16 protein-coding genes and 1 riboswitch are annotated in these 22,860 nt (G+C 56.1%); of the genes, 9 read left to right on the forward strand and 7 right to left on the reverse strand.

The window, feature by feature from the left end; genetic code table 11:
- Positions 1 to 7 precede the first annotated feature (7 nt).
- From lplT to G3578_RS13465, 6 genes are all read right to left on the reverse strand, one after another.
- Entirely contained in the window at positions 8 to 1,210 is a 1,203-nt protein-coding gene (gene lplT, locus G3578_RS13440; protein ID WP_165213472.1) for a lysophospholipid transporter LplT, read from the reverse strand.
- A 4-nt stretch (positions 1,211 to 1,214) separates the two neighbouring features.
- On the reverse strand, positions 1,215 to 3,320 hold the full coding sequence (locus G3578_RS13445) for an AMP-binding protein (RefSeq protein ID WP_165213473.1): 2,106 nt from the start codon (positions 3,318 to 3,320) through the stop codon (positions 1,215 to 1,217).
- A gap of 224 nt (positions 3,321 to 3,544) precedes the next feature.
- Positions 3,545 to 4,567 carry a hypothetical protein gene (locus G3578_RS13450; protein ID WP_165213474.1) on the reverse strand — a complete coding sequence of 341 codons (1,023 nt, stop codon included), beginning with the start codon at positions 4,565 to 4,567 and terminating at the stop codon, positions 3,545 to 3,547.
- Between the two features lie 15 nt (positions 4,568 to 4,582).
- The gene (locus G3578_RS13455; protein WP_165213475.1) at positions 4,583 to 5,269 is read right to left on the reverse strand and encodes a DUF2461 domain-containing protein; all 687 of its coding nucleotides are present in this window, start codon (positions 5,267 to 5,269) and stop codon (positions 4,583 to 4,585) included.
- A gap of 152 nt (positions 5,270 to 5,421) precedes the next feature.
- Complete coding sequence (locus G3578_RS13460; protein ID WP_165213476.1) at positions 5,422 to 6,060, reverse strand: response regulator; 639 nt, start codon at positions 6,058 to 6,060, stop codon at positions 5,422 to 5,424.
- An 11-nt stretch (positions 6,061 to 6,071) separates the two neighbouring features.
- The gene (locus tag G3578_RS13465; RefSeq protein WP_165213477.1) at positions 6,072 to 7,436 is read right to left on the reverse strand and encodes a sensor histidine kinase; all 1,365 of its coding nucleotides are present in this window, start codon (positions 7,434 to 7,436) and stop codon (positions 6,072 to 6,074) included.
- Between the two features lie 160 nt (positions 7,437 to 7,596).
- Here G3578_RS13465 and G3578_RS13470 point away from each other — a divergent pair, with 160 nt between their 5' ends.
- From G3578_RS13470 to G3578_RS13490, 5 genes are all read left to right on the forward strand, one after another.
- Entirely contained in the window at positions 7,597 to 10,608 is a 3,012-nt protein-coding gene (locus G3578_RS13470; RefSeq protein ID WP_165213478.1) for a non-ribosomal peptide synthetase family protein, read from the forward strand.
- 100 nt (positions 10,609 to 10,708) lie between these two features.
- On the forward strand, positions 10,709 to 13,228 hold the full coding sequence (hrpB, locus tag G3578_RS13475) for an ATP-dependent helicase HrpB (protein WP_165213479.1): 2,520 nt from the start codon (positions 10,709 to 10,711) through the stop codon (positions 13,226 to 13,228).
- A 50-nt stretch (positions 13,229 to 13,278) separates the two neighbouring features.
- Complete coding sequence (locus G3578_RS13480; RefSeq protein WP_165213480.1) at positions 13,279 to 13,773, forward strand: LURP-one-related family protein; 495 nt, start codon at positions 13,279 to 13,281, stop codon at positions 13,771 to 13,773.
- A 257-nt stretch (positions 13,774 to 14,030) separates the two neighbouring features.
- Positions 14,031 to 14,131: riboswitch (purine riboswitch) on the forward strand.
- An 82-nt stretch (positions 14,132 to 14,213) separates the two neighbouring features.
- Entirely contained in the window at positions 14,214 to 15,644 is a 1,431-nt protein-coding gene (locus G3578_RS13485; RefSeq protein ID WP_165213481.1) for an NAD(P)/FAD-dependent oxidoreductase, read from the forward strand.
- Positions 15,645 to 15,901: 257 nt separating this feature from the next.
- Positions 15,902 to 17,566 carry a glutamine--tRNA ligase/YqeY domain fusion protein gene (locus G3578_RS13490; protein WP_165213535.1) on the forward strand — a complete coding sequence of 555 codons (1,665 nt, stop codon included), beginning with the start codon at positions 15,902 to 15,904 and terminating at the stop codon, positions 17,564 to 17,566.
- 203 nt (positions 17,567 to 17,769) lie between these two features.
- On the opposite strand, the gene G3578_RS13495 is transcribed toward G3578_RS13490, so the two are convergent.
- Positions 17,770 to 18,381 (reverse strand): TetR/AcrR family transcriptional regulator, encoded by a 612-nt coding sequence (locus G3578_RS13495; protein WP_165213536.1) that lies wholly within the window; start codon positions 18,379 to 18,381, stop codon positions 17,770 to 17,772.
- Between the two features lie 217 nt (positions 18,382 to 18,598).
- Between G3578_RS13495 and kynU the strand changes: the two genes are divergently transcribed.
- The 4 genes from kynU (at position 18,599) to G3578_RS13515 (ending at position 22,379) form a co-directional block, all read left to right on the forward strand.
- Entirely contained in the window at positions 18,599 to 19,885 is a 1,287-nt protein-coding gene (gene kynU, locus G3578_RS13500; protein ID WP_165213482.1) for a kynureninase, read from the forward strand.
- A gap of 13 nt (positions 19,886 to 19,898) precedes the next feature.
- Positions 19,899 to 20,531, forward strand: coding sequence for an arylformamidase (gene kynB / locus G3578_RS13505; protein WP_165213483.1), 633 nt, complete (start codon positions 19,899 to 19,901; stop codon positions 20,529 to 20,531).
- Between the two features lie 23 nt (positions 20,532 to 20,554).
- Positions 20,555 to 21,247, forward strand: a complete 693-nt coding sequence (locus G3578_RS13510; RefSeq protein ID WP_165213484.1) for a tryptophan 2,3-dioxygenase family protein — start codon at positions 20,555 to 20,557, stop codon at positions 21,245 to 21,247.
- A gap of 208 nt (positions 21,248 to 21,455) precedes the next feature.
- Positions 21,456 to 22,379: an HD domain-containing protein gene (locus G3578_RS13515; RefSeq protein ID WP_165213537.1), complete on the forward strand. Its 924-nt coding sequence runs from the start codon at positions 21,456 to 21,458 to the stop codon at positions 22,377 to 22,379.
- Positions 22,380 to 22,860: the final 481 nt, after the last annotated feature.

A 22,860-nucleotide genomic window follows, 5' to 3' on the forward strand; every position in this document is an offset into this window, starting at 1 on the left:
CTGACCGTTAGCCGATGTTTGCCTTGATCTTTTTCGTGATCCGGGTGAGATAAAGCAGAAACAGAAGAAACAGCACTCCCTGCACGACGATTGCTCCCGATACCGTGATCCCCAGATAAGCGTTCAGGTAGTAGAAGCCCGACCCGACCAACATCAGAAGGTTCTCGGTAAAATTCTGCACCGCAATCGTTTTCCCGGCTCCGACCAGCCTCTTGCCTTCTTCCTGCAAGACGGTATTCATCGGTACAATAAATACCCCTCCCATAAAGCCAACGGCCAGCAGGAAAAGAATGGCCACCGCCGTCACATGAAACCACGGAAAGAGGAAGATCAGCCCCAACATGCAGAAACCGTACAGGATGGAGCGGTAATACCGATCGAGCGGGATGAGCTTCGTCGACAGGAAGGCGCCCGCGATGATCCCGACGGAAGTCGTCGCCAGGATGAGCGAGACGGAAAAATCTTGGGGATGGATGCCCAGCGCCATCGGAATCCAGGCGAGGACGGCCACCCGCAGCACGGCGGAACTCATCCAGAACGCCCCGGTTCCGATCAGCGAAAAATTTGTGGCCGGATGGGTATACAGCAGCTTCATATCGGCGAAAAAACGGCGGGCTTCCGCAAGATAACGGATGTCGGGATTGCCGTGCATGCGCGGGATAAAAAAGGTCATCATCAGGGACAACAGGTACAGGAGCATGCAGATGGCCGATGACGTCAGGGCAGACGTCACGGAAGCGATGCTGCCCCCGCCGCCAATGCCGGTCAAAATGGCGATGATGGTGTATGCTTCGATGCGGGCGTTGGCATGGAACAGCTCTGTTTCGCTGCGCGTCAGCTCCGGCAGGATGCCGTATTTGGCCGGGGAGTAGACAACGGCCCCGACGCCGACCGTAAAGTAGCTCCCCATCAGAAACAGGATGTTGCTGTGGTCGGTCACGAGAAGAATCAGGACGCCCAGCGCCTTGATCAGGTTGCCGATCACCAGCACGAACGCCTTCGGTTTCTGGTCGGCAAAAGAGCCGACCAGGGGAGCCAGCACGATATAAGGGACGAAAAAGGCCATGGTCACGAGCGCCAGCGATGCGGGAGAAAACCCGTTCTCCGTCAACAGATTGGCGATGACGAAGAGAATCATGTTGTCGGCAAAGGCGGACAGAAATTGAGTAACATAAAGGGCTTGCAACGGTTTCAGCAGCGGTCTTTTCATCCGGCTACTCTCCTTTTTCCGCGAACTGCTTCAGCGTGACATAATCGGTTTTGCCGCTGCCCAAAAGCGGCAGATGCTCGATGACGCGAATGGCTGCCGGCAGCAGCAGGGGCGAATATCCGTTTTCAGCCAGATAGGCCCGGTACCGGTCCATGCGAGCGGACGGGTCGGTGGTGTAGAGAAGGATGCGTTCTCCTTTGCGGGCATCGCTGATCGATACCGAAGCGAACTCCGAGTGGCCGAAACACTGCATGGCCAGTTCCTCCACCAGGTTGAGCGACACCATTTCGCCGCCGACCTTGGCGAAGCGCTTGAGACGCGACTTGATGGTGACAAAGCCGGCTTCATCCATCTCTACCAGGTCTCCGGTACGGTACCATTCTTCCGCGGGAACGAAGCCCTTGCCGTGGATCAGGTATCCTTTCATCACATTGGGACCTTGCACGAGCAGATGCCCGCCTTCCGCGATGCCTTCCACCGGTTCCAGCCTGGCCTGGATGCCGGGCAGGAGACGCCCGACCGTCCCTTTTTTGTTCGCCAGGGGGGTATTGAGGGAGAGAATGGGGGACGTCTCCGTTGCGCCATATCCTTCAAAGATGCGCACCCCGAATTTGTCCTGCCACAGCTGTCTAACATCGTCCTTCAATTTCTCGGCACCCGCGAACACGTAGCGCAGCGCGTAGAAATCATACGGGTGGGCAAATCGGCCGTATCCGGCCAGGAAGGTGGACGTGCCGAATAGGATGGTCACATTCTGGTCGTAGCACAGCTCGGCGATCACCTTGTAATGCAGCGGGGTCGGATACAGATAGACGGGCACGCCGGTGATCAGCGGAAGAATCGTGCCTGCCGTCAGCCCAAAGCTGTGAAACATGGGGAGGGCATTGAGAAACTTGTCACGGGCAGTCAGGTCGATGACGCTGAGCACCTGCTGGATGTTTGCATACAGATTGTCATGCGTTAACACGACGCCTTTCGGTTTGCTCTCGCTGCCGGATGTAAAGAGGATCAGTTCGTTGCTGGACGCCGCCGACGTTTTGCCGAGCAGATAGAGGAAGAGTGCGGTCAGCTTGTCAAGCAGGCTGATCGTTTCTCTCACATCTTCCAGATAAATTACCTTCACGCTCTCCTGCAGGCCTGCGACCAGATGGCCCAGTTTTCCTTTTTCGATGAACTGCCGGGACGTAAGCACGGTATCGATGCCGGCCGTTTCGCAGCAATCCAGCAAGGTGCGGACGCCGAGCGAGAAGTTCAGGATGGCCGGGGTCTTGCCGATGCGGAACAAGGATAACAGCGTCACGACATGGGCGATCGAGTTGGGCAAAAGCACGCCGACCGTTTGTTTGTCGCCGAGCAGGGAGCGGAAGCGATGCCCCAGCAGGTAGCTGCTGATCAACAGCTTCCGATACGTAATCGAAGCCGTGATGTCTTTGGCGATTTCCCGACCAGCCCCGTGGACGTTGGCTGCTTCCAGCACTTCGTTGAAGAGATTGACCTGCTGTTTGCAGCGGGCTTGGAACAGCTCGCGCTGCAGCGTACGCAGGATGAAGTCGCTGGCGAGCGTTTTCTGTTCTTTCATGGAGACGCCCTGCTTCTTCTCCAGGGTAAAAGGGGTGCCAACGGTAATAGTTACTTTGGGAAACAGGGAACGCTTGATTTTGCCTTTCAGATAGGAAAAGAGGGAACGTTCCAGGCCCTGAATGATGACCGGGTAGACCGCTGCGCCGGTTCGCAGGGCCAGATAGCCGACGCCGCTGTAGATCTTCATGAGGCCGCCCGTCGTGGTGATTCTGCCTTCCGGGAAGATCACCAGCGACTCGCCGTTATGGATGGCCCGGATCATGTGGCGGATCGAGTACGGATTCATCGGATCGACGGTGATGTGTTTGCGCGCTTTGAGAAAGAGCGCGAACTTTTTGGCGATGTCCGTATTGGCCACAAACGTGACGTTTGCAGGCATATACAGGTACAGCAATACCGCGTCAAGCAGCGAAACGTGGTTCGGGGTGAGAATGACCGGTTGGGAAAAGTCGATGCTGCGGATGCCGCGAATCTGGACCCGAAACCATACACGCAACAACACCTTCAACAAGAAATCGATAAGTCCCATCATAACCCACACCTTTACATAAGAATAAGTGCTGATGCGTTCATTCTACGGAGAAGGCATTCGTTTCAACAGTACCAACTTTCTTTGGTACCTGGTCATATAACCAGGCAGCTTGGTTGAACGGTCCGCTCCGGAGACTCCCACAACAAACAAAAGCACCCTCCAATGGAGAGTGCTGCAAAAGCAGCCTAGATGGGTTGGAAACCAGGCAGAGCAGTATCCCGTCATTTTTCATTAGTGAGAAACGACACGTCAGACAGCCCTGTCTTTACACTCAGTCCCCATCCAAAAAACTCGTAGTGGGTGATTTCAGCGCGAATCGTGTTCAGACCGGCTCTCCAGCGAACGGGAATACCCGCATAATCACTTCGAACCCTTCCGTCGCTCTTCGGAGGATCCCATCTCCACTCCCCTTGGTAGACCTCTTCTTCATTGATCCAAAGACGAAGATGATCGCTGAAACCGAAAGTGCAGACAGTGTCTTTCTCTTCCGGAAGATAAAACATGCTCTTGGCCTGAACAGAAATGCCTTGTTCCGCCGGATAGATTCTGTTGATGTTGAGCGTGCCGTTTTCCTCCACAATGGCTTTCGTCCATTGATGTTCGGCTGGCTGTTCGTTTGCCAAATATGGTTTTGAAACCATCCATTCCGTTACGTAGGTTTCAGCTGTTAGCTGCTTTGCATCCGTTATCCTTTTCATGATTGGAGTCGGCTGCATTTCCTCCACGGAGAGATTGCGAATGTAGCTGGGCAAATATCCCCAAAACCCAATTTTGCCGACACAGCCTCCGTGCTGAAGATTTGAGATGACAAGTTGAGGCGAAGGATCATCCCCCAAATAGACAATAGCACCGTTTGGTTGAACTTCCAGGGAAAATTTTACCCACTCACCGGTTGTATCCGGCAAAGGTTTTTGATACATCGGGCCATTATAAATTTGCCATGTCATGGAGCCGTTCATTACCGGATCGTATTGGATTTCTTCCGGTGCCAGATAAACCAATTCATAATTTTGGCTATCCCGGCCACCAAAAACCAAACCGACAAAACCTACCTGTTCGGGTATGGCTACCTCCGCTTGCAGACGAAAACAATCGAGAGGCAATTCCTCACGGAGGAAGACGGGCGTCCCCGTCTTTTCCAGATATAAGGCGTTTTGGCCGCGATATACCCCGGGGCGAGCGTTCGAATTGCCCAAATCCAAATGCTCCCAATCATCCCACAGGTTCATGCATAACTTCGTCATTCTTCTCCCTCCTTTTTATTGAATTTTTATCTTGTAGAGATAATGATAAAGATTAGAAAGCTGACTAAACCCCTCGGTTAAATCACGGAGCAGCTCGTCGCCAAAGAGTCGGCTGTCGATGCCCCGATTGCATACGAGGTATAAGTTTTTCCGTTGGTACCAGTCCAAGATCTCTTTCGGTTTGCTTGGGTCCAACGGTTTTTTGTACAGATCGCCCTCAATGACAAATGTTTGCTGTTTAGGATAAAACGAAACCGCTCTTTCAAACTCATCGGGCTTGCGGTCAATCAGTTCTCTGAATTTGTCCATGGTATCCTTCGTCGCGGAGTAAAACCCCATCCCGTAGCGATAGGAATTGGGAGTCAGTTCAAAGAAAAATGCCGGAGCATCCACCCACTCTTTCTTGGGTCTTTTGAATGTGATCCAGATGTTGGTGCGAAAAGGAGATTTGTCCATCGAAAATCGGGTATCGCGATAGATGCGGGAAATGGTTTTGCCAACCGATGGGGAGGTTTCAAGGTAGGGGTCGATGTCAAGCATGATGTTGCTTAATGCCGAAACAAGAGACTGAGTCGGTTTGAGGACGAAATCGGTATACAAGTGTTTGTTGTCTTCAAACCAGGCCTTGTTGTTATTCGTTTGCAAATCCTGCAAAAAGGCAATGGTTTTTGGTGAGTATCCGGTAAAGCTGCTGATTGGCATGGCCAACCCTCCCGTATGTATGAGAGACATATCAGTTGATATTTTCTACAACCCTCAGGAAATCCCTGTAAATCCATAAAAAAGCTGTCGATTTTTCGTCAGTCATCTCTGTTTTTCGATCGTTGATATGCAGCCTTTCCCGAGTGAGGTTGTCAAAAAAGCCGCTTCTGCTTGGCTTTGGCGGCCGCTTCCTTGCTCGATTTGGCACCCATCTTTTTCAGGATGCGGTTGATGTGGTTCTTGATCGTCCGGTGGGTGATGTGCAGGACTTTCTCGATCTGGGATTGGGTGTGGCCCTCGTGAATCAGCTGAAGGATCTCCTTTTCCGCCGGGGAGAGCAGTTTTTTGTCTTCTTCCTGCTTCAGGCGCTGAAGCTCCTGGCGCAAAACGGCGGCGGCCGACGGGTGGATGGCCGACTGGCGGCGGTACGCGGCCCGGATCGCGTCGGGAATCTCTTGAAAGTGCTGCTTGTTGAGATAATTGACGGCGCCGGCCGAAAACGAATCGATGATCACTTCCTGGGCCGTCAGGGAGGTCAGCATGATGATCGCGCAGTCTTCCTTGCGTTCGCTGAGTTCCAGCGCGATCTCGATGCCGTCCAGATTGTTTTCGGTCAGGTTGATATCCAGAAGGACCACGTCGATGTCGTGCTGCTGAAAAAGCCGGATCGCCTCCTCTTTGGTCTCTGCCGCTGCGACGACGGTCAGATCCGCCTCCTTGTCCACATAATCGACCAACCCTTTGCGCCAGTCCCTGTCATCCTCGACGACCATGACACGTATCTGTTCCATTGTTTCCCTCCTTACAGGATCAAGCGTTTCTGCGGGAAGTAGAGGAACACGGTGGTTCCCTCGTCCTTGACGCTCTGAATCTCCAATCGTCCCTGATGTTTCTGCATGACGTTGTAGCAGTAGGACAGGCCCAACCCGAAGTTTTGGCCGCCTTTTTTCGTGGAGAAAAACGGATCCAGCACATACGGCAGGTTTTCCTTGGAGATGCCGGTGCCGGTATCCGCCACCGACAGCACCAGATGCTTGCGAGACCGCATCAGCTGAATGGTCAGGGTGCCGCCGGTTCTCATGGCTTCCACGGCATTCATGCAAAGATTGGTCAGCACCTCGCGAATGTGGACGGGGTCGCCTTTCAGCTTGATGCTGTCATCGAGATCAAGCTTGACGGCGATCTGCTGTGTTTCGGTATACGGCTTCATCTCCTGCAGGACGCGTTCCACGATACCGGCCATGTGAACCGGCTCTTCTTTCAGGACGATATCCTGGATCTGGCCTTGTATCCGGTTGACCATCGCCATGATGTTGCGGGTGGACTGGAGGATGACCTGCATGTCTTCCTGCATCGCCTGTTTCTTCTCCTCCGCCGCGTAGGATTGGATCCGATCCGCGTAGAGCGTGATCTTGCCCACCTCATTCTTGATGGTATGGTTGACGATGGCGGTACCGGAGGTCATGGCGCGCAAGGTACTGTCCAGGCGCCGTTTTTCCAGACGGAGCTTCACGCCGAGAAGCCCGTACTTCACGCTGATAAACAGAAACAGGACAAATTGAATGCCGACGATCAGGGCGTTGTACCGCCAGGCGTCATAGTTGTGGAACGTCCGCATGATATACAGGAAGGTAAAAATGAACAGGAGCGGGACGATGACCAGGATGTTGTTGACCAGCCGGCTTCTTTTGACGACCGGGTCTTTTTCGATTTTGTACAGATAGATGAGCAGGAGACACGCGCACACAAAGTACGGGATGACCCAACTGATCATGATCCCGTAATGAAAGGACAGGACCGGGTAAATGGGCGTGATCGCCAGCATGACCGCAGGCGGCAGCAGGGCGGCGTATTGGATGATGCGCCTGGTGCGGCGCGACAGGAAATCGCAGGAATGGACGGCGAACATGAGAAAGCAGTAAGGCAACCCGGTCTGGCACAAAAAAGAAGCGAACATCACCAGAAACAGGATGGCATGGTCGAGCTGCGGATGCTGGAGGGCATGCGCCCGCACCAGCGGATAGACGGATGTTTCCATCACTTCCGAGAAAAAACCCAGCCCGCCGACAAAGGCGGTCGCGCTCGCCCAACGGGTAGATGTTTGATTGGGATCGGTAAAGAGGAGAAGCAGCGCAAAAGCCCACAGGGCAATCAGTATGGTTACCATCGGGATTCTCCCTGTTCATGATCGTGATATACCTAGTATATAGCAGAGCAGAGAGGGCTTCACCCATCAAAATAGTGGTTTGGCGGTCTTTCCGACCGGTTATATAGAATATGACAAAATTGATCCGAATTATAACATAATTGAACAGAGGGAATTGATGATGACTAATCAACCTGAAGCCTGTTTTCATCAGATGTTTGAGAAGCGTGCCGAGCAGGATCCGGACAGGATCGCCCTGCTCTTGAACGAGGAGGCGCTGACCTACGGCGAGCTGAATCGACGTGCCAACCAGCTGGCCCGGCACCTGATCACAAGAGGGGTTTCGACCGGGACGCTTGTGGGCATTTCCTTCGAGCGCTCCTTTGACATGATCGTCAGCATGCTGGCCGTCTTCAAGGCAGGCGCTGCCTATGTGCCGTTGGACCCGGAGTATCCCCGTGCCCGATTGGCCTATATCCTGGAAGATACGAACATCCGTTATCTGCTGACGACGGAGGCCATTCACGCGGCTTTGCCTGCCAATGGAGCGGCGGCCATTCTGCTTGACCGGGAAAGAGCGCGCATTGCGGCCCTGCCGGACACCAATCCGGATGTTGCCGTTCGTCCCGGCGATCTGGCCTATGTCATCTATACGTCCGGCTCTACGGGCAAGCCGAAAGGGGTCATGCTGGAACATGCCGGTTTGGCCAATATGTCGAACGAGCAGGTACGCATTTTCCAGATCCAGCCGGAAGACCGGGTGATCCAGGCATCTTCGCTCTGCTTTGACGCGTCGATCTTTGAGATCGTCCTGGCTTTGCGGGCAGGGGCAGCACTCTGCCTGATCCCCCAGCAAAACTCGCAGGTAGGGGTAGGGCTGTATCGGTTCCTCAAGCAGTATCGCATCACGTGTGCCACCCTGGTTCCGTCGGTGCTAAACCTGCTGCCGCCCGAGGAACTGCCGGAGCTGAAAACGATCATCTCTGCCGGCGAAGCGTGCACCAGCGAACTTGTTGACCGCTGGGCGACGGGGGGGCGGCGCTTTTTCAACGCATACGGGCCGACGGAAACAACGGTGTGGGCAACCATCGAAACGTGCGCGCATGGTGCGGGAAAGCCGTCGATCGGGGTGCCGATCCGGCATACGGTTGCCTACATCCTGGACGAGCAGCTGCGGGAAGTACCCGTTGGTGAGGTGGGGGAACTGTATCTGGGCGGCGTTCATGTGGCCAGGGGGTATTTGAACAACCCGGCGCTTACGGCAGAGCGTTTCATTCCCAATCCGTTTGCGGAGGAGGGGGCCAAGCGCCTGTATAAGACGGGAGACCTGGCGAGAAGGCGCCCTGACGGCAAAATCGAATTCCTCGGCCGGGCCGATCAGTTGATAAAAGTCCGGGGCTTTCGGATTGATCCGAGCGAAATCGAAGACGCCATCAGCAAACACCCGGCCATCAAGCAAACGCATGTGATGGCGCGGGAGGACGGAGCGTCCCGCCAAAAACTGGTTGCCTATCTTGTGACGAAGGAGAGGGAGAGCGTCACCATTCCGGAGATGAAAGCTTTTCTGAAAGAGCTGCTGCCCCACTATATGGTGCCGAGCCACTATGTTTATTTACCGGTTCTGCCGCTGACTCCAAACGGCAAGGTTGACCGCGCCAGCCTGCCTGATCCCGCCGATGGACAGCAGGAGAAGGGGGGCTCCTCGGCTGGCGATACCCTTGAAGAGGAGCTGCAGCGCATCTGGTGCGACATCTTCGGGAAGGAGCGGGTGGAGAGGAACGCTCACTTTTTTGACGACTTGTTCGGCGACTCCCTCACCGGGATGGATTTGATGCTGAGGATGGAGAAACAGCTGAAGGTGGAGCTGCCGATCCGGGTATTGTTTGAGGCCCCCACGATTGAAACATTGGCGGAAGCGATCCGCCGCTACCGGCACGATCATGTGGCGGCTGCCGGGGAGTATGGGCAAGCCAACGTGAATCTGGACGAGGAAGCGCAGCTGGACACCGACATTGTCCGCCTGCTGGAAGAGCGGGCGCGCCCCTCATCGGGGGAACAACTGCTGCTGACCGGCGTGACGGGGTTTCTTGGTTCGCATCTGCTGCGGGAACTGCTGGATCGGACCGATGCCCGGGTGTACTGCCTGGTTCGGGCCGGCAGCAAGGAGGAAGGTTTGCAGCGCATCCAGGCAGCCCTGCAGAAGTACCAGGTTTCGCAGCGTGGGCTGGAGACGCGCGTGGAGGCGGTGCCTGGCGATTTGTCCCTGCCGCTCCTCGGGCTTTCTCCTACCGATTTCGCTGCGCTGGCGGTCAGGATCGATGCGATTTATCACTGTGCGGCGCTGGTGAATTTCGTTTATCCTTATTCCCGCTTGAAAAAGATCAATGTGCACGGAACCAGGGAGATCATTCGGCTGGCGGCGAGCGGGAAAACGAAGACGCTTCATCACATTTCGTCGTTGGCGGTGTACGGATCGGTCGGTTATTTCCATCATCCGCTTATCCCGGAGGATGAGCTTGACCATATCCACACGCTTCATATGGGGTATGCGGAAAGCAAAGCCGTATCCGAGAAGCTTGTCGCGGCCGCCGGAAAGCAGGGACTGCCGATCTGCATCTATCGGCTGGATGATGTGATCGGCCACAGCCAGACCGGCTTGTGGAATACGGACGACTTTATCTGCAGATTTCTCAAAGGATGCATTCAACTTGGTCTGGCCCCCGATCTCGATATCAGGATGAATGCGGTGCCCGTGGATGTGGTATCCAGGATCATCGTCCACCTGTCGGGTCAGCAGGACCTGCGCGGAAAAGCATGCAATATTTTCAATCCGGCATCGATTTACCAGCAGGAGATGTTTGCCTATTTTGCCGACAAGGGATATAAGATAAATCAAATTCCTTTCGCCGAGTGGCAGCGGGTCCTGGTGGAAAAGGTGAGCCAACAAAAGGAGAACGCCCTCTATCCGTTGATTCCGCTGTTCACCGAGCGGTACTCGGAGCATCAATTAACCCTGCCGCAGATGTATGAGGAAGCGAGACGCCCACGCTTCTCGGCGGCCAATACGATGAAAGGCCTGCAGGGAAGCGGCATCCAGTTCCCGAAGTGGGACGGGCCGCTGTTTGAACGCTATTATCGGTATTTCCTGGAGAGCGGCTTTCTGCGGGAGCCGGGGTTTTATCCGGCCGGATGAGCGGGGGTGCCTGAGGGTGTGGCGGTTGTGCCGTTCCCTTTTGTCAGGTATGCTGGAACCCGGAGAGATGGAAATCAAGCTTGCGATGGAGTGACCAGACATGACACGATTGCCGATCGAGCCAGTACTGCCGCAGCTGCGGGAAGCCCTTCGTACCCGCACGAGCGCGGTGCTGGTGGCACCGCCCGGAGCGGGAAAAACGACGCGTGTTCCCCTCGCGCTGCTGGATGAACCGTGGCTGGAAGGACGCCGCATCCTAATCCTGGAGCCCCGGCGGCTGGCTGCCCGTTCGGCCGCACGCTACATGGCATCATCCCTGGGCGAACCGGTCGGGGAAACCGTGGGATATCGGGTCAGATTGGATGCCAAGGTGGGCCCGAAGACCCGCATCGAAGTGATAACGGAAGGCGTGCTGACGCGTCTGCTGCAGGCCGATCCGGCCCTGGAGGGGGTCGGGCTCGTCATCTTTGACGAATTTCACGAGCGCAGCCTGCAGGCGGATCTGGGGCTGGCGCTTTCGTTACAGGCGCAGGCGCTGCTGCGGGAAGATCTGCGCATCCTGGTCATGTCGGCCACCCTGGATGTGGAACCGATTGCCGCGCTGTTGGGGAACGCCCCCGTGATCAGAAGCGAAGGACGCAGTTATCCGGTTGAAACCCGCTACGCAGGCCGTCGGGTGGAAGGGGCCATCGAATCCGCTGTCGTTCGCACGATTCAGGAGGCCCTTCAGCGCGATCAAGGCGATATCCTGGTTTTTCTGCCGGGTGCGGGTGAAATCCGGCGGGTCGAAGCGAGACTGAAGGAGCTGGCGTTAGGGGATCAGGTACGCATCGCGCCGCTTTATGGAAATCTGCCGCAGGACGCGCAGGATCAGGCGATCGCACCGTGCCGGCCCGGAGAACGGAAGATCGTGCTCGCCACCTCGATTGCCGAGACCAGTCTGACGGTGGCGGGCATTCAGGTTGTCATCGACAGCGGTCTGATGCGTGTTCCGCGTTTTTCGCCCCGCACAGGCATGACCCGGCTGGAAACGGTGAAGGTGTCCCGCGCCTCTGCCGATCAGCGGAGAGGGCGGGCGGGGCGTCTTGGGCCGGGGGTTTGTTACCGGCTGTGGACGGAGCAGGAGGATCGGCACCTCCCATCGCATACGACGCCGGAGATCCTGGAGGCTGATCTGGCTTCATTGGCGCTGGAACTGGCCGTATGGGGCGTGACCGATCCGTCCGAACTATGCTGGCTTGATCCGCCGCCAAAAGCTGCCTACGCCCAGGCACGGGAGCTGCTGCGCCAGCTCGGCGCATTGGACGAGGCGGGGGGAGTCACCCCGTATGGACGGCAAATGGCGGCGCTGGGGCTGCATCCGCGGCTGGCGCACATGATCGGAAAAGCACAGCCGCTCGGTTATGGCGGGTTGGCCTGTGAGCTGGCTGCGCTTCTTGGGGAACGGGAAGTGCTGCGGGGAAGAGAGGGGGCGTCGATCGCTGACATCCGGCTGCGGTTGGAGGCGCTGCGCTCGTTCAAACGCGGGGAGGAGCCGCAGGGGGCTGCGCCGCTCGGATACACCCTCGATGCAGCGGCATGCCGCCGCGTGCTGGCCGAGGCCGATCGCTTCAAGAAAGCGCTCGGGGGTTCCGCCACCCGGGAAGATGACAGCCTAGAGGCGATCGGGATTCTGCTTGCATTCGCCTATCCGGACCGGATTGCCCAGCGCAGGGAAGGCGGCCGCTATCTGCTGAGCAGCGGACGAGGGGCGTTTCTGCCGGCGGAGCAGCCCTTGTCCAAGGAAGCGTATCTCGTCGCGGTGGAAGTGGATGATCAGGGCGCGGACGGCCGCATCCATCTGGCAGCGGCTGTCGAATTAGCGGAACTCAGGCAACATTTGGGCCAGACAATCGTAAACGAGGCGGTCATCGCGTGGGATCGTCCGGCGCAGGCGGTGCGCGCCCGCCAGAGAGAACGGTTGGGCGCCCTGATCTTATCGGAAGGGCCGCTTCCCAATCCGGACCCGGAGGAGATGCTGGCCGCACTCTTGCGGGGCATTGCCGAGGAAGGGCTGGCGATCCTTCCCTGGACACGGCACGCCCGCCAACTGCAGGAGCGGCTGCAGTTCATGCATCACCTGGAGCCGGGCTGGCCGGATGTTTCCGATGAGGGGCTGACGGCCGCGCTCGCGGATTGGCTGGCTCCCCATCTGTACGGGATGAAAAGCCGTGACGAGCTGCAGCGCTTGAACCTTGCCGGCGTCTTGGAAAGCATGCTTTCCTGGGAGCAGCGCCGGATGCTGGATGAGTATGCCCCGTCTCATATCACGGTTCCCAGCGGCTCCCGCATCCCGGTGGACTACAGCGATCCGGCCGCACCCGTCCTGGCGGTAAGACTGCAGGAGATGTTTGGGCTGAAGGAGACACCCAGGGTCGGGGGAGGAAAGGTGCCGCTTACGCTGCATCTCCTTTCACCCGCACAACGTCCCGTCCAGGTAACGCGCGACCTCGCCAGCTTCTGGCAAACCGCCTACTTTGAAGTAAAGAAGGACCTGAAAGGGCGGTATCCGAAGCATTACTGGCCGGATGATCCGCTGGAGGCGATACCGACGAACCGGACGCGTCCCCGTCAGGTGTGATACCTTTTTCCTCCTGAAACGTATGAACATAACGGAAGGGAGGCGGAGCCATGAAATGGTACTTTCGGGACAATTTCTTCAGTGCAGGCAGAACGGACATTGTGGATGCGCAGGAGAACGTGGTGGGCGTGCTTGACTTGAAAACGGCGTTCAATTCTTCCGTTGATGTGTACGATGACAGCGGAGCCCTCAAGTGCAGCGGGGCTTTCCCGTTTTTCTCCAACAAGTGGGAAGTGACCGGGCCGCGCGGCGATGAAAGAGGGGTTCTGAAGACTCGCATGTCGTTTTTCACGAAAAAATATGAGTACACAACAACGCAGGGAGAGTGTTATGAAATTACTTCACCGGCGTTTTCCCGCAGTTATGAAATCCATGATGAAGACGGAACGCTGGTCGCGTCGTTTGAACAGGTGAGCGGGTGGGTATGGCCAAGCGCATTTTGCTTGGAAAATTTTTCGAATCGTTTGGACAGCTATGAACTGGTTGCCGTTATCATGGGCATGCACAACATTCAAAAAAGGCAGCAAGCGGCGGCGGTCACCTGACGAATGGGAAGATACCCTTTGCGAGCGTACCGCATGCTGACGGCATCCAACATGCAGCCTTCTTCTCTGCGAAGCAGGCTGCATGTACTTTTTCGGCGGCATCTTTCTTTACACGGACAATCATTCGTTTTTATGTGAAAGAAACGCGAATTTGGGGACATAATCTCGGTGAATATCCTGTAAAGCCGAATGATAAACGATAAATACTATTGACATGTTTGTGTTTTTGATTTACCATAGTCTCCGGTGAACAACTCAACATTTTCCATCCATCTATTCGTATATCCTCAATAATAAGGGTTGAGGGTCTCTACAAGGAACCGTAACATTCCTGGCTACGAATAGGGTCTTCACCCTATTTGCAGCCGGGAATTTTTTGTTTGCCCGGAATGAAGCGATTGGTTTCCTGCGAGACTACTGGGAGTAATGGGGGGATCGAGATGAAACAATACGATGTGATTATCGTCGGCGCGGGACCCGCCGGGATTTTTGCCAGTTACGAACTGACCCTGAAGGCACCGCAGAAGAGGGTGCTGTTGATCGATAAGGGGCATAACATCTATGACCGCCGCTGTCCGATCCTGGAAGAGAAAATCAAGCTCTGTCCGCCGCCGGCCGGCAAGAAGGAGTACGCCGGCTGCCTGCCCGCCTGTTCGATTACCAGCGGGTTCGGGGGCGCCGGGGCTTACAGTGACGGCAAATTCAACATTACCACCGAATTCGGGGGCTGGCTGACCGATTATATCAGTCCGTCCAAAGTGCTAGAGCTGATCAAGTATGTCGATCAGATCAACCTGAAACACGGGGCGACGGAAAGCATTACCGATCCGACCACGGATACGGTTCGCAGCATTGAGCAGCGCGGCTTTGCGGCGGGCCTCAAGCTCTTGCGGGCGCAGGTGCGCCATCTCGGCACCGAGCAGAATCTGGAGATCCTGCAGTCTATCTATGAATACTTGAAAGAGCGGATCGACATGATGTTCAAGACGGAAGTGGCCGATATCCTGACGGTAAAGGAGGATGGGGCCCATCGGGTTCGGGGTGTCGTGCTCGTGAACGGAGAGGAGTACGCGAGCGATACGGTCGTCATTGCGCCTGGCCGTGACGGTTCGGCATGGCTGACGGAGATCCTGAAGAAAAGAAGATTGAAGATGTACAACAATCAGGTGGACATCGGGGTTCGCGTGGAGACCTCCGATGTCGTGATGCGCGAGATCAACGAGCACTTGTACGAAGGCAAGTTCATTTTCAACACGTCTGTCGGCACCCGGGTGCGCACGTTCTGCAGCAATCCGTCCGGTCACGTGGTGGTGGAGAACCACAGCGGAGTGATGGCTGCCAACGGCCATTCCTACAAAGACCCGGCGCTGGGTTCCGCCAATACCAACTTCGCGCTGCTGGTGTCCCACAAGTTTACCGAGCCGTTCGACAAACCAAACGAATACGCGCGCGAGATATGCAAGCGGGCCAACGATCTCTCCAACGGCGGCGTGATTATCCAGAAATACGGCGATATCATTCGCGGCAGACGCTCAACGGAGAACCGGATCAAGGAAGGCTTCATCGAACCGACGCTGAAGGAGGCGGTACCGGGCGATCTGGGCCTGGTTCTGCCCTACAATACGATGAAAAGCTTGATTGAAATGATCGAAGCGCTGGATAAGGTGACGCCGGGCATCGCCTCCGATCACACCCTGTTCTATGGGGTGGAGGCCAAGTTTTACTCGGCACGGCCGAAGCTGACCAATGAACTGGAGACAGAGATCAAAGGGCTGTACTGCGGAGGAGACGGCGCAGGCATCACCCGCGGTCTGGCGCAGGCGGGCGCTGCCGGTGTCTGGATCGCCAGAAGCATTATCAATCGTTCGTAATCGGACCGGGCGGATGGGCGAACGCCTCATCTGCCTGAACCCGGCCCTGATACCCGTTATGGCGCAGCATGTTGATTGCTTTTTAATGAACTCCCGGCAGTGAGAATGCCGGGAGTGTTTTTTTCTGGAAACGTTCGGAGTGGTTTTATGTAGGAAACGACGTTTCTATCTCTTGCATTGACGAAAAGTTGAACTCTCAAGGGGTTAACAGTATTATGAAAGGAGCTAGATTTTACGCGCACGAAAGGTTGAAACTGATGGAAAACAAGACGATGTCGTCCAATTTTATCCGCAATATCGTGATGGAAGACCTGAAAGCGGGCAAGGTGAATCAGGTCGTCACCCGCTTTCCTCCGGAGCCGAACGGTTACTTGCATATCGGGCATGCCAAATCGATCTGCCTCAATTTTGAATTGGCGCGAGAATTTAACGGCCGGGCCCATCTTCGTTTTGATGACACCAATCCGCTGAAGGAAGATACCGAATATGTGGAAGCGATCAAGGAAGATGTGAAGTGGCTCGGCTATGAATGGGACGGGCTGTTCTTCGCCTCCGACTTCTTTGAAGAGATGTACAACCGGGCCGTACTCCTGATCAAGAAAGGGAAGGCGTATGTGGACGACCTGTCTGCGGAAGAGATCAGGGCCATGCGCGGCACGCTGACCGAGCCGGGAAAAGAGAGCCCGTACCGGAACCGCTCGGTGGAGGAGAATCTGGACCTGTTCGAACGGATGCGCAAAGGCGAATTCAAGGACGGGGAGAAAGTGCTGCGCGCCAAGATCGATATGGCGTCGCCCAATATCAACTTGCGCGACCCGGTTCTCTATCGCATCGCCCATGTTCCCCATCACAATACAGGGGACAAATGGTGCATCTATCCCATGTACGACTTCGCCCATCCGCTGGAAGACGCCATCGAAGGGGTCACCCATTCCATCTGCACGCTGGAGTTCGAAGACCACCGTCCGCTGTATGACTGGGTGGTGCGGGAATGTGAGATGGAACATGTGCCCCGCCAATACGAATTTGCCCGGCTGAACCTGACCAACACCGTGATGAGCAAGCGGAAGCTGAAGCTGCTCGTTGACGAGAAAGTGGTGGACGGCTGGGATGACCCGCGGATGCCCACCATCTCGGGGCTGCGCCGCAGAGGCTATACGCCGGAATCCATCCGCAACTTTGCCCGGGAAATCGGCGTGGCCAAGAGCAACAGCACGGTCGATGCGAGAATGCTGGAGCATTTCATCCGGGAAGACCTGAAGCTGAAAGCGCCGCGCACCATGGCCGTGCTGCGCCCGCTCAAGGTGGTCATCACCAACTATCCGGAAGGTCAGGTGGAGATGCTGGACGCGGAGATCAATCCGGAGAACCCGGAGATGGGCACGCGAAAAATTCCGTTCTCCCGCGAAATTTATATCGAGCAGGATGACTTCATGGAAAATCCGCCGCCGAAATACTTCCGGCTCTTCCCCGGCAACGAGGTGCGGCTGAAGAACGCCTACTTCATCAAGTGTGAAGAAGTGATCAAAGACGAGAACGGCCGAGTGGTCGAGCTGCGCTGCACGTACGACCCGGAAACGAAGAGCGGCACCGGCTTTACCGGCCGCAAGGTGAAAGGCACCATTCACTGGGTGGATGCCAACCATGCGATCCCTGCGGAGTTCCGTTTGTATGAGCCGCTGATCCTGGAGGAAGAAGGGGAAGACGAGGGTTCATCATTCCTGGAACGCATCAATCCGCATTCGCTGGAAGTGCTGCAAGGGTTCGTGGAGGCCAACATGAAGGACGTGAAGCCGCACGACAAGTTCCAGTTTTTCCGTCACGGATACTTCAACGTCGATCCGAAATATACAACCGCGGACAAACCGGTATTCAACCTGATTGTGTCGCTGAAAAGCTCCTATGAACTCCCAAAAGCATAACGTTCGTATGAGATCGCTGTTGGCAGAAGAAGCCGACAGCGATTTTTTTGGCAGATAGGTATTAATAAAGTGCAACTACGGCTTCGCCATCACCCAAGGCTCGGCGCTCGCTGAGTTTTCTAAATAAGTCAGAAACTTTAAGTTCTGTAAAGCGATAAAGCAACGAAAAAAGGTTGGGGGCCCCCGCCGACACCAGCGTTAGCTTAAGTCGGCGGGGTTTTCTTATAGAGGCCGCCCGTATAGATGGCAGTCAACGTTTGGGCGATCTCGTCAAGCGGCGCCAGCGTTTCGCCTCGCACGATCTCCCACAGGTACATCTCGTGGGAGAAAAACCAGCCGCGTGCCACGAGTTCGGGATTGACGTCGCTGCGGGCCAATCCGTGCTGTTGAGCGTACGCGATGTCCCGGGAGATGCGGCGGATAAATTTTTCCCGGATCTCCCGCCATTTGCCGTCCACAGCAGGCGATACCCCGATCGCTTCGGCGAACACCTGCAGCATCTTTCGTTCCGACTCGGCCATCTGCAGGAAGGTGATCGTCTGATGGTAGATCATGCTGTGCGCTTCCTCGCGGGTGGTCGGGAAAAACGGCCGTTCCGCAATCTCATAAAAAGCGGCCATCACATCATCCATTAAGACGATCAGGAGATCATCCTTTCCCGAAAAATGGACATAGGCGGTGCCGTACCCCGTGTTGGCCCGTTTGATGACCTGGGAGATGGTCGCCTTCTGAAAGCCTTCCTCCAAAAACACAACCCGCGCTGCTTCCAGAAGCTTCTGCCGGGTGATCAGCGCGCGAAGGTGCCTGCCGTCCATGGCTTCATGCCCATGATCCACCGTATTCTCTCCCCTCTGTCTCTCGAACGTCCGGCCCATGGCATCCGCCGGGCCGGGCTTGTTTTCTTCAGCATACAGAGAAAAACAGGAAAAGGGAAGTATCGAAAAAATTCAGACTGATAGAATATTGACACGATGTCAACTTTCTCATAAGCTAGGGATAGTTCATGTTTTCGATCCGCAAAGGAGGCTTTTTATGGACGGCTATTCCTTTTACCCCGGGCTGGCCCATGCGCAGGAGCTGGACCGGCAGGATGAACTGTCCCGTTTTCGGGAGGAGTTTTATACAAGTCCGGAGACCATCTATCTGGACGGCAATTCGCTTGGCCTTTTGTCCAAACGGGCGGAACGCTCGCTGCTGGCGGCGCTGAACGATTGGAAACAGCTGGCGATCGATGGTTGGCTGAAGGGGGATCACCCGTGGTTTACGATGGCCGAAGAGCTGGGGGCGAAGATGGCTCCCCTTGTCGGTGCCTTGCCTGACGAAGTGATTGTAAGCGGTTCCACCACCACCAACCTGCACCAGCTGGTCGCCACCTTTTACCAACCGGCAGGGAAGCGAACCAAGATCCTGGCCGATGAACTGAACTTTCCCTCCGATATTTACGCCCTGCAAAGCCAGATTCGGCTTCGCGGGCTCGATCCGGCCGACCATCTGATCCGGGTGAAGAGCCGGGATGGCCGTTTCCTGCAGGAAGAAGACATCATCGCGGCGATGACGGACGAGGTTGCCTTGGTCGTGCTGCCGACCGTCCTGTACCGCAGCGGACAGCTGCTGGATATCGAGCGGTTGACTGCAGAAGCGCATGAGAGAGGCATCCCGATCGGGTTCGACGGCTGCCATTCCGTCGGAGCGATTCCGCATCAATTCCATGCATGGGATGTCGATTTCGCCTACTGGTGCAATTACAAGTATGTGAACAACGGTCCCGGCGGGGTCGGCGGTCTGTATGTGAACCGGAAGCATTTCGGCCGCCTGCCCGGGCTGGCCGGCTGGTTCGGTTCGCAAAAAGAGAAGCAGTTTGATATGGAGCATACCTTCACCCCGGCGGAGACGGCCGGCGCCTATCAAATCGGGACGCCGCACATTCTCAGCATGGCGACCCTGATCGGTTCGCTGGAGATGTTTCACGAAGCGGGCATCGACCGGCTGCGCCGCAAGTCTCTGCTGCTGACCCGGTACCTGATGGATCTGATCGACTATGAACTGGGGGGAATGGGCTTTGCGATCGGCAATCCGCGGGAAGACGACCGCCGCGGGGGGCATGTGAGCCTGGAGCATCAGGACGCGGCCCGCATCTGCAAGGCGCTGAAAGAGAACGGGATCATCCCCGATTTTCGGGCTCCCAATATCATTCGGCTGGCGCCGGTTGCTTTTTACAACACCTTTGAAGAGGTATGGAGGGCCATTGCGGTGCTGAAAACCATCATGACCGAGAAACAGTACGAGCGCTTCGAAAACAGGCGCAATGTGGTCGCGTAGGGGGAGAGGTGCCATGGCATTGATCGATATCTCGCGCCGTTTGGAAACGGGGGTTCCCACCTGGCCAGGAGATACGCCCTTTTCCTATGAAGTAAGCTGGACGAAGGAGCAGAGCGGTTCGGTCAACGTTGGCAGGCTGACGATGAGCATTCATACCGGAACGCATATCGATGCGCCTTTTCATTTTGACAATGACGGGCGCAAAGCGATCGAGCTCGATCTGCAGCGCTATGTCGGCCGCGCGCGGCTGATCGACCTCTCCGGGAAAGCGAGCATCGGTGCATCCGATGTGGCCGGGTTCGATCTGGATGGTGTCGAGCGGCTGCTGCTGCGCACCGGCTCCTGGGTTGATCCGGAACGATTTCCGGACGCCATCACATACCTGCGGGCCGATTTGGCCCCGTATCTGGCGGGGAAAGGGATCCGGCTGATCGGCGTCGATGTGCCGTCCGTCGATCCGCTCGACAGCAAGGAGCTGGCGGCCCATCACAGCCTGCACCGGCATGATATCCACATCCTTGAAGGCCTGCTGCTCGACCATGTTGAGCCCGGCGACTATGAACTGATCGCGCTTCCCCTGCCGCTTGCGGAAGCTGACGGCAGTCCCGTCCGGGCAGTGCTGCGGCCGCTTGCAAACGCGTTTTAACCACCATGAAAAGAGGGGAATACATGGAGCGACAATTGAGCGATTATGAAAAATATATCCGGACCGAAGAGCTGCTCCATCTGCAAAAAAACGAGGATCAGCTGGCGTGTGAGGATGAGCTGACGTTTCAGATGATTCATCAGATCGCGGAGCTTCATTTCAAGCTGGTCATCCAGTATATCGGGATCGCCAGGAAAGAGATGGAGGCGGGAAACCCGCATGCCGCGATCCGTCAGCTTCAGCGGGTAAACATGCATCTGAAGCACCTGCCCGAGGTGTTCAACCTGGTCAAGGTGATCGACCCGATTGACTACCATACGATCCGGCTGGCGCTGGGTCGGGGAAGCGGGCAGGATTCCCCCGGCTTCAACCGGATTCTGCAGGAAGGACCGACGCTGCTGGAGCCGTTTGAACGGCTGCTCCAAGCGCGGAACCTCACCTTGCTCGAACTGCATCAAAAGCCGCAGGAACATGATGACCTGTACCGGCTGATGCGGGAGATGATCCAGTTTGACGAGAGCTTCCAAAGCTTTCGCTACCACCATCTCCAACTGGTGAAGCGGATGATCGGGCTGGAGACGAACAGCTTGAAAGGGATACCGGCTCAGGCGCTGCAAAAAGGCGTGCGGCACGAATTCTACCCGCCGCTGTGGAAGGTGATCAGCGAGCTGACCGATGTGACGGGAAGCAGCTACAACGTGCAGCCGCTGCCGTAATCCGCATGCAAGGCCTCGCCCCCCCCAGGGAGCGGGGCCTTCTTGAAAGTGTGCATACCCCGTGTTGACAAGCATTAGAATTTCCAGTACGTTCGAAGGGCATCACCAATTTGGAAGGACGCGGTGATAACCATCATCACTGGGGGAAAGTCGTGTGAAGAAGATCAATGATCCGGTTTACGGAACGTTTTGGGTGGAAGATGTGCTGATGGAGCTGATCCGGTCGGCCCCTGTCCAACGGCTCAAGCGCATCCGCCAGGGGGGAGCCAGCTACCTGGTGAACCCGAAGTGGAATGTGACCCGTTATGAACACTCGGTGGGCGTCATGCTGCTGATCCGGAAGCTGGGGGGCAGTCTGGAAGAGCAGATCGCCGGGCTGCTGCACGATGTTTCCCACACGGCGTTCTCCCATGTCATCGATTATGTGCTGCAGCGCAAAGACGAAGACTACCACGAATCCATTTTCATGGACGTGATCAACCGCTCCGAAATCCCCGCCATCCTCGCCGATTACGGGTTTGACAGCCAAGCCGTGTTCCAGGCCGAATGGGGGCTGTTGGAGCGTCCGCTGCCGGAACTGTGCGCCGATCGCATCGATTACACGCTCCGCGACATGTGGACGTACGGGATCATCTCTTCTGCGGAAGTCCAGCGCTTTCTGGCTTCGCTCACCGTCCACGAAGGGCTGATCTGCGTAGACTCCATCGAGGCGGCGGAATGGTTTGCCGACACCTTCTACAAAGAAGTGATCGAGTTCTTCCTGCATCCGTTAAATGTGTACGGATACGACCGTCTGGCGGAAGCGCTGACGCTCGCCTTGCAAAAAGGGGTACTGTCCGAACAGGATTTGATGGGGGATGACGAAACCGTCCTGCATAAAATGAAGAATGCCGGCGATAGGGAGATTGGCCGAATCCTGAGCCAGATCCATCCGGAAGTGGAGGTGGAGGAAAACGAGGCGGACTATGACCTGCACCGCAAGTTGAAGGAAAGGGTGATCGATCCTGCCGTTCTTTTCCCGGACGGTACCCGGAAGCGGGCATCGGTGTGTTCGCCGTTCGTCGGGGAACGGACTCAGTCGGCGCGGCAAAAAGCGGCCAAAGGCGTCCGTGTAAAAGTGCTTCGGTCCTGATTTGATCGTTGATCGCCCAATCAGTATTTTGATGTTGAAATATTTTATAAAATTCTTATAATTTTGGATAGAGACGTCACGAACCCCTCACAGCAATCATTCTCTCTTTTCTTCGCATCAACACGCGCTGTCCGCGTTTTTTCTCTTCACTTTCCTTGTGAATTTGATCACAATTATGAACGCTCCACATCCATGTCCACGCTGATTCCACTGACATCATTGATCGCCTCCATGTACGTTTCTGCACAAGCGCTCACATCCCGTCACGATTTCAGGGCAGGCTTGGCCATCCGCGCCAATTGACATAGGGCAAGAATCACGCCTGGTAAGTAAGCGTTTTCATCCTCCACTCATGCTTGAAACGGGGGTGGCTTGTTGATCGGTCAACGAATGGTTGTAGGCTTGGCTCGATTCTATCCTGGCAAGGGGGAATCCACAAATCAGGCATAGGTCCTTCCTTGCGCAAATACACTGGAAGCAT

This window comes from Brevibacillus sp. SYP-B805, from assembly GCF_011059135.1.
Lineage (GTDB): Bacteria > Bacillota > Bacilli > Brevibacillales > Brevibacillaceae > Brevibacillus_F.

Excerpts from the sequence above, each read along its gene's own strand:
- G3578_RS13470 (WP_165213478.1), top strand. The coding sequence starts at position 7,597 with ATGACTAATCAACCTGAAGCCTGTTTTCATCAGATGTTTGAGAAGCGT.
- G3578_RS13455 (WP_165213475.1), bottom strand. The coding sequence starts at position 5,269 with ATGCCAATCAGCAGCTTTACCGGATACTCACCAAAAACCATTGCCTTT.
- lplT (WP_165213472.1), bottom strand. The coding sequence starts at position 1,210 with ATGAAAAGACCGCTGCTGAAACCGTTGCAAGCCCTTTATGTTACTCAA.
- G3578_RS13490 (WP_165213535.1), top strand. The coding sequence starts at position 15,902 with ATGGAAAACAAGACGATGTCGTCCAATTTTATCCGCAATATCGTGATG.
- hrpB (WP_165213479.1), top strand. The coding sequence starts at position 10,709 with ATGACACGATTGCCGATCGAGCCAGTACTGCCGCAGCTGCGGGAAGCC.
- kynU (WP_165213482.1), top strand. The coding sequence starts at position 18,599 with ATGGACGGCTATTCCTTTTACCCCGGGCTGGCCCATGCGCAGGAGCTG.
- G3578_RS13450 (WP_165213474.1), bottom strand. The coding sequence starts at position 4,567 with ATGACGAAGTTATGCATGAACCTGTGGGATGATTGGGAGCATTTGGAT.
- G3578_RS13465 (WP_165213477.1), bottom strand. The coding sequence starts at position 7,436 with ATGGTAACCATACTGATTGCCCTGTGGGCTTTTGCGCTGCTTCTCCTC.
- G3578_RS13480 (WP_165213480.1), top strand. The coding sequence starts at position 13,279 with ATGAAATGGTACTTTCGGGACAATTTCTTCAGTGCAGGCAGAACGGAC.
- G3578_RS13515 (WP_165213537.1), top strand. The coding sequence starts at position 21,456 with ATGGAGCTGATCCGGTCGGCCCCTGTCCAACGGCTCAAGCGCATCCGC.
- kynB (WP_165213483.1), top strand. The coding sequence starts at position 19,899 with ATGGCATTGATCGATATCTCGCGCCGTTTGGAAACGGGGGTTCCCACC.
- G3578_RS13445 (WP_165213473.1), bottom strand. The coding sequence starts at position 3,320 with ATGGGACTTATCGATTTCTTGTTGAAGGTGTTGTTGCGTGTATGGTTT.
- G3578_RS13485 (WP_165213481.1), top strand. The coding sequence starts at position 14,214 with ATGAAACAATACGATGTGATTATCGTCGGCGCGGGACCCGCCGGGATT.
- G3578_RS13510 (WP_165213484.1), top strand. The coding sequence starts at position 20,555 with ATGGAGCGACAATTGAGCGATTATGAAAAATATATCCGGACCGAAGAG.
- G3578_RS13460 (WP_165213476.1), bottom strand. The coding sequence starts at position 6,060 with ATGGAACAGATACGTGTCATGGTCGTCGAGGATGACAGGGACTGGCGC.
- G3578_RS13495 (WP_165213536.1), bottom strand. The coding sequence starts at position 18,381 with ATGGACGGCAGGCACCTTCGCGCGCTGATCACCCGGCAGAAGCTTCTG.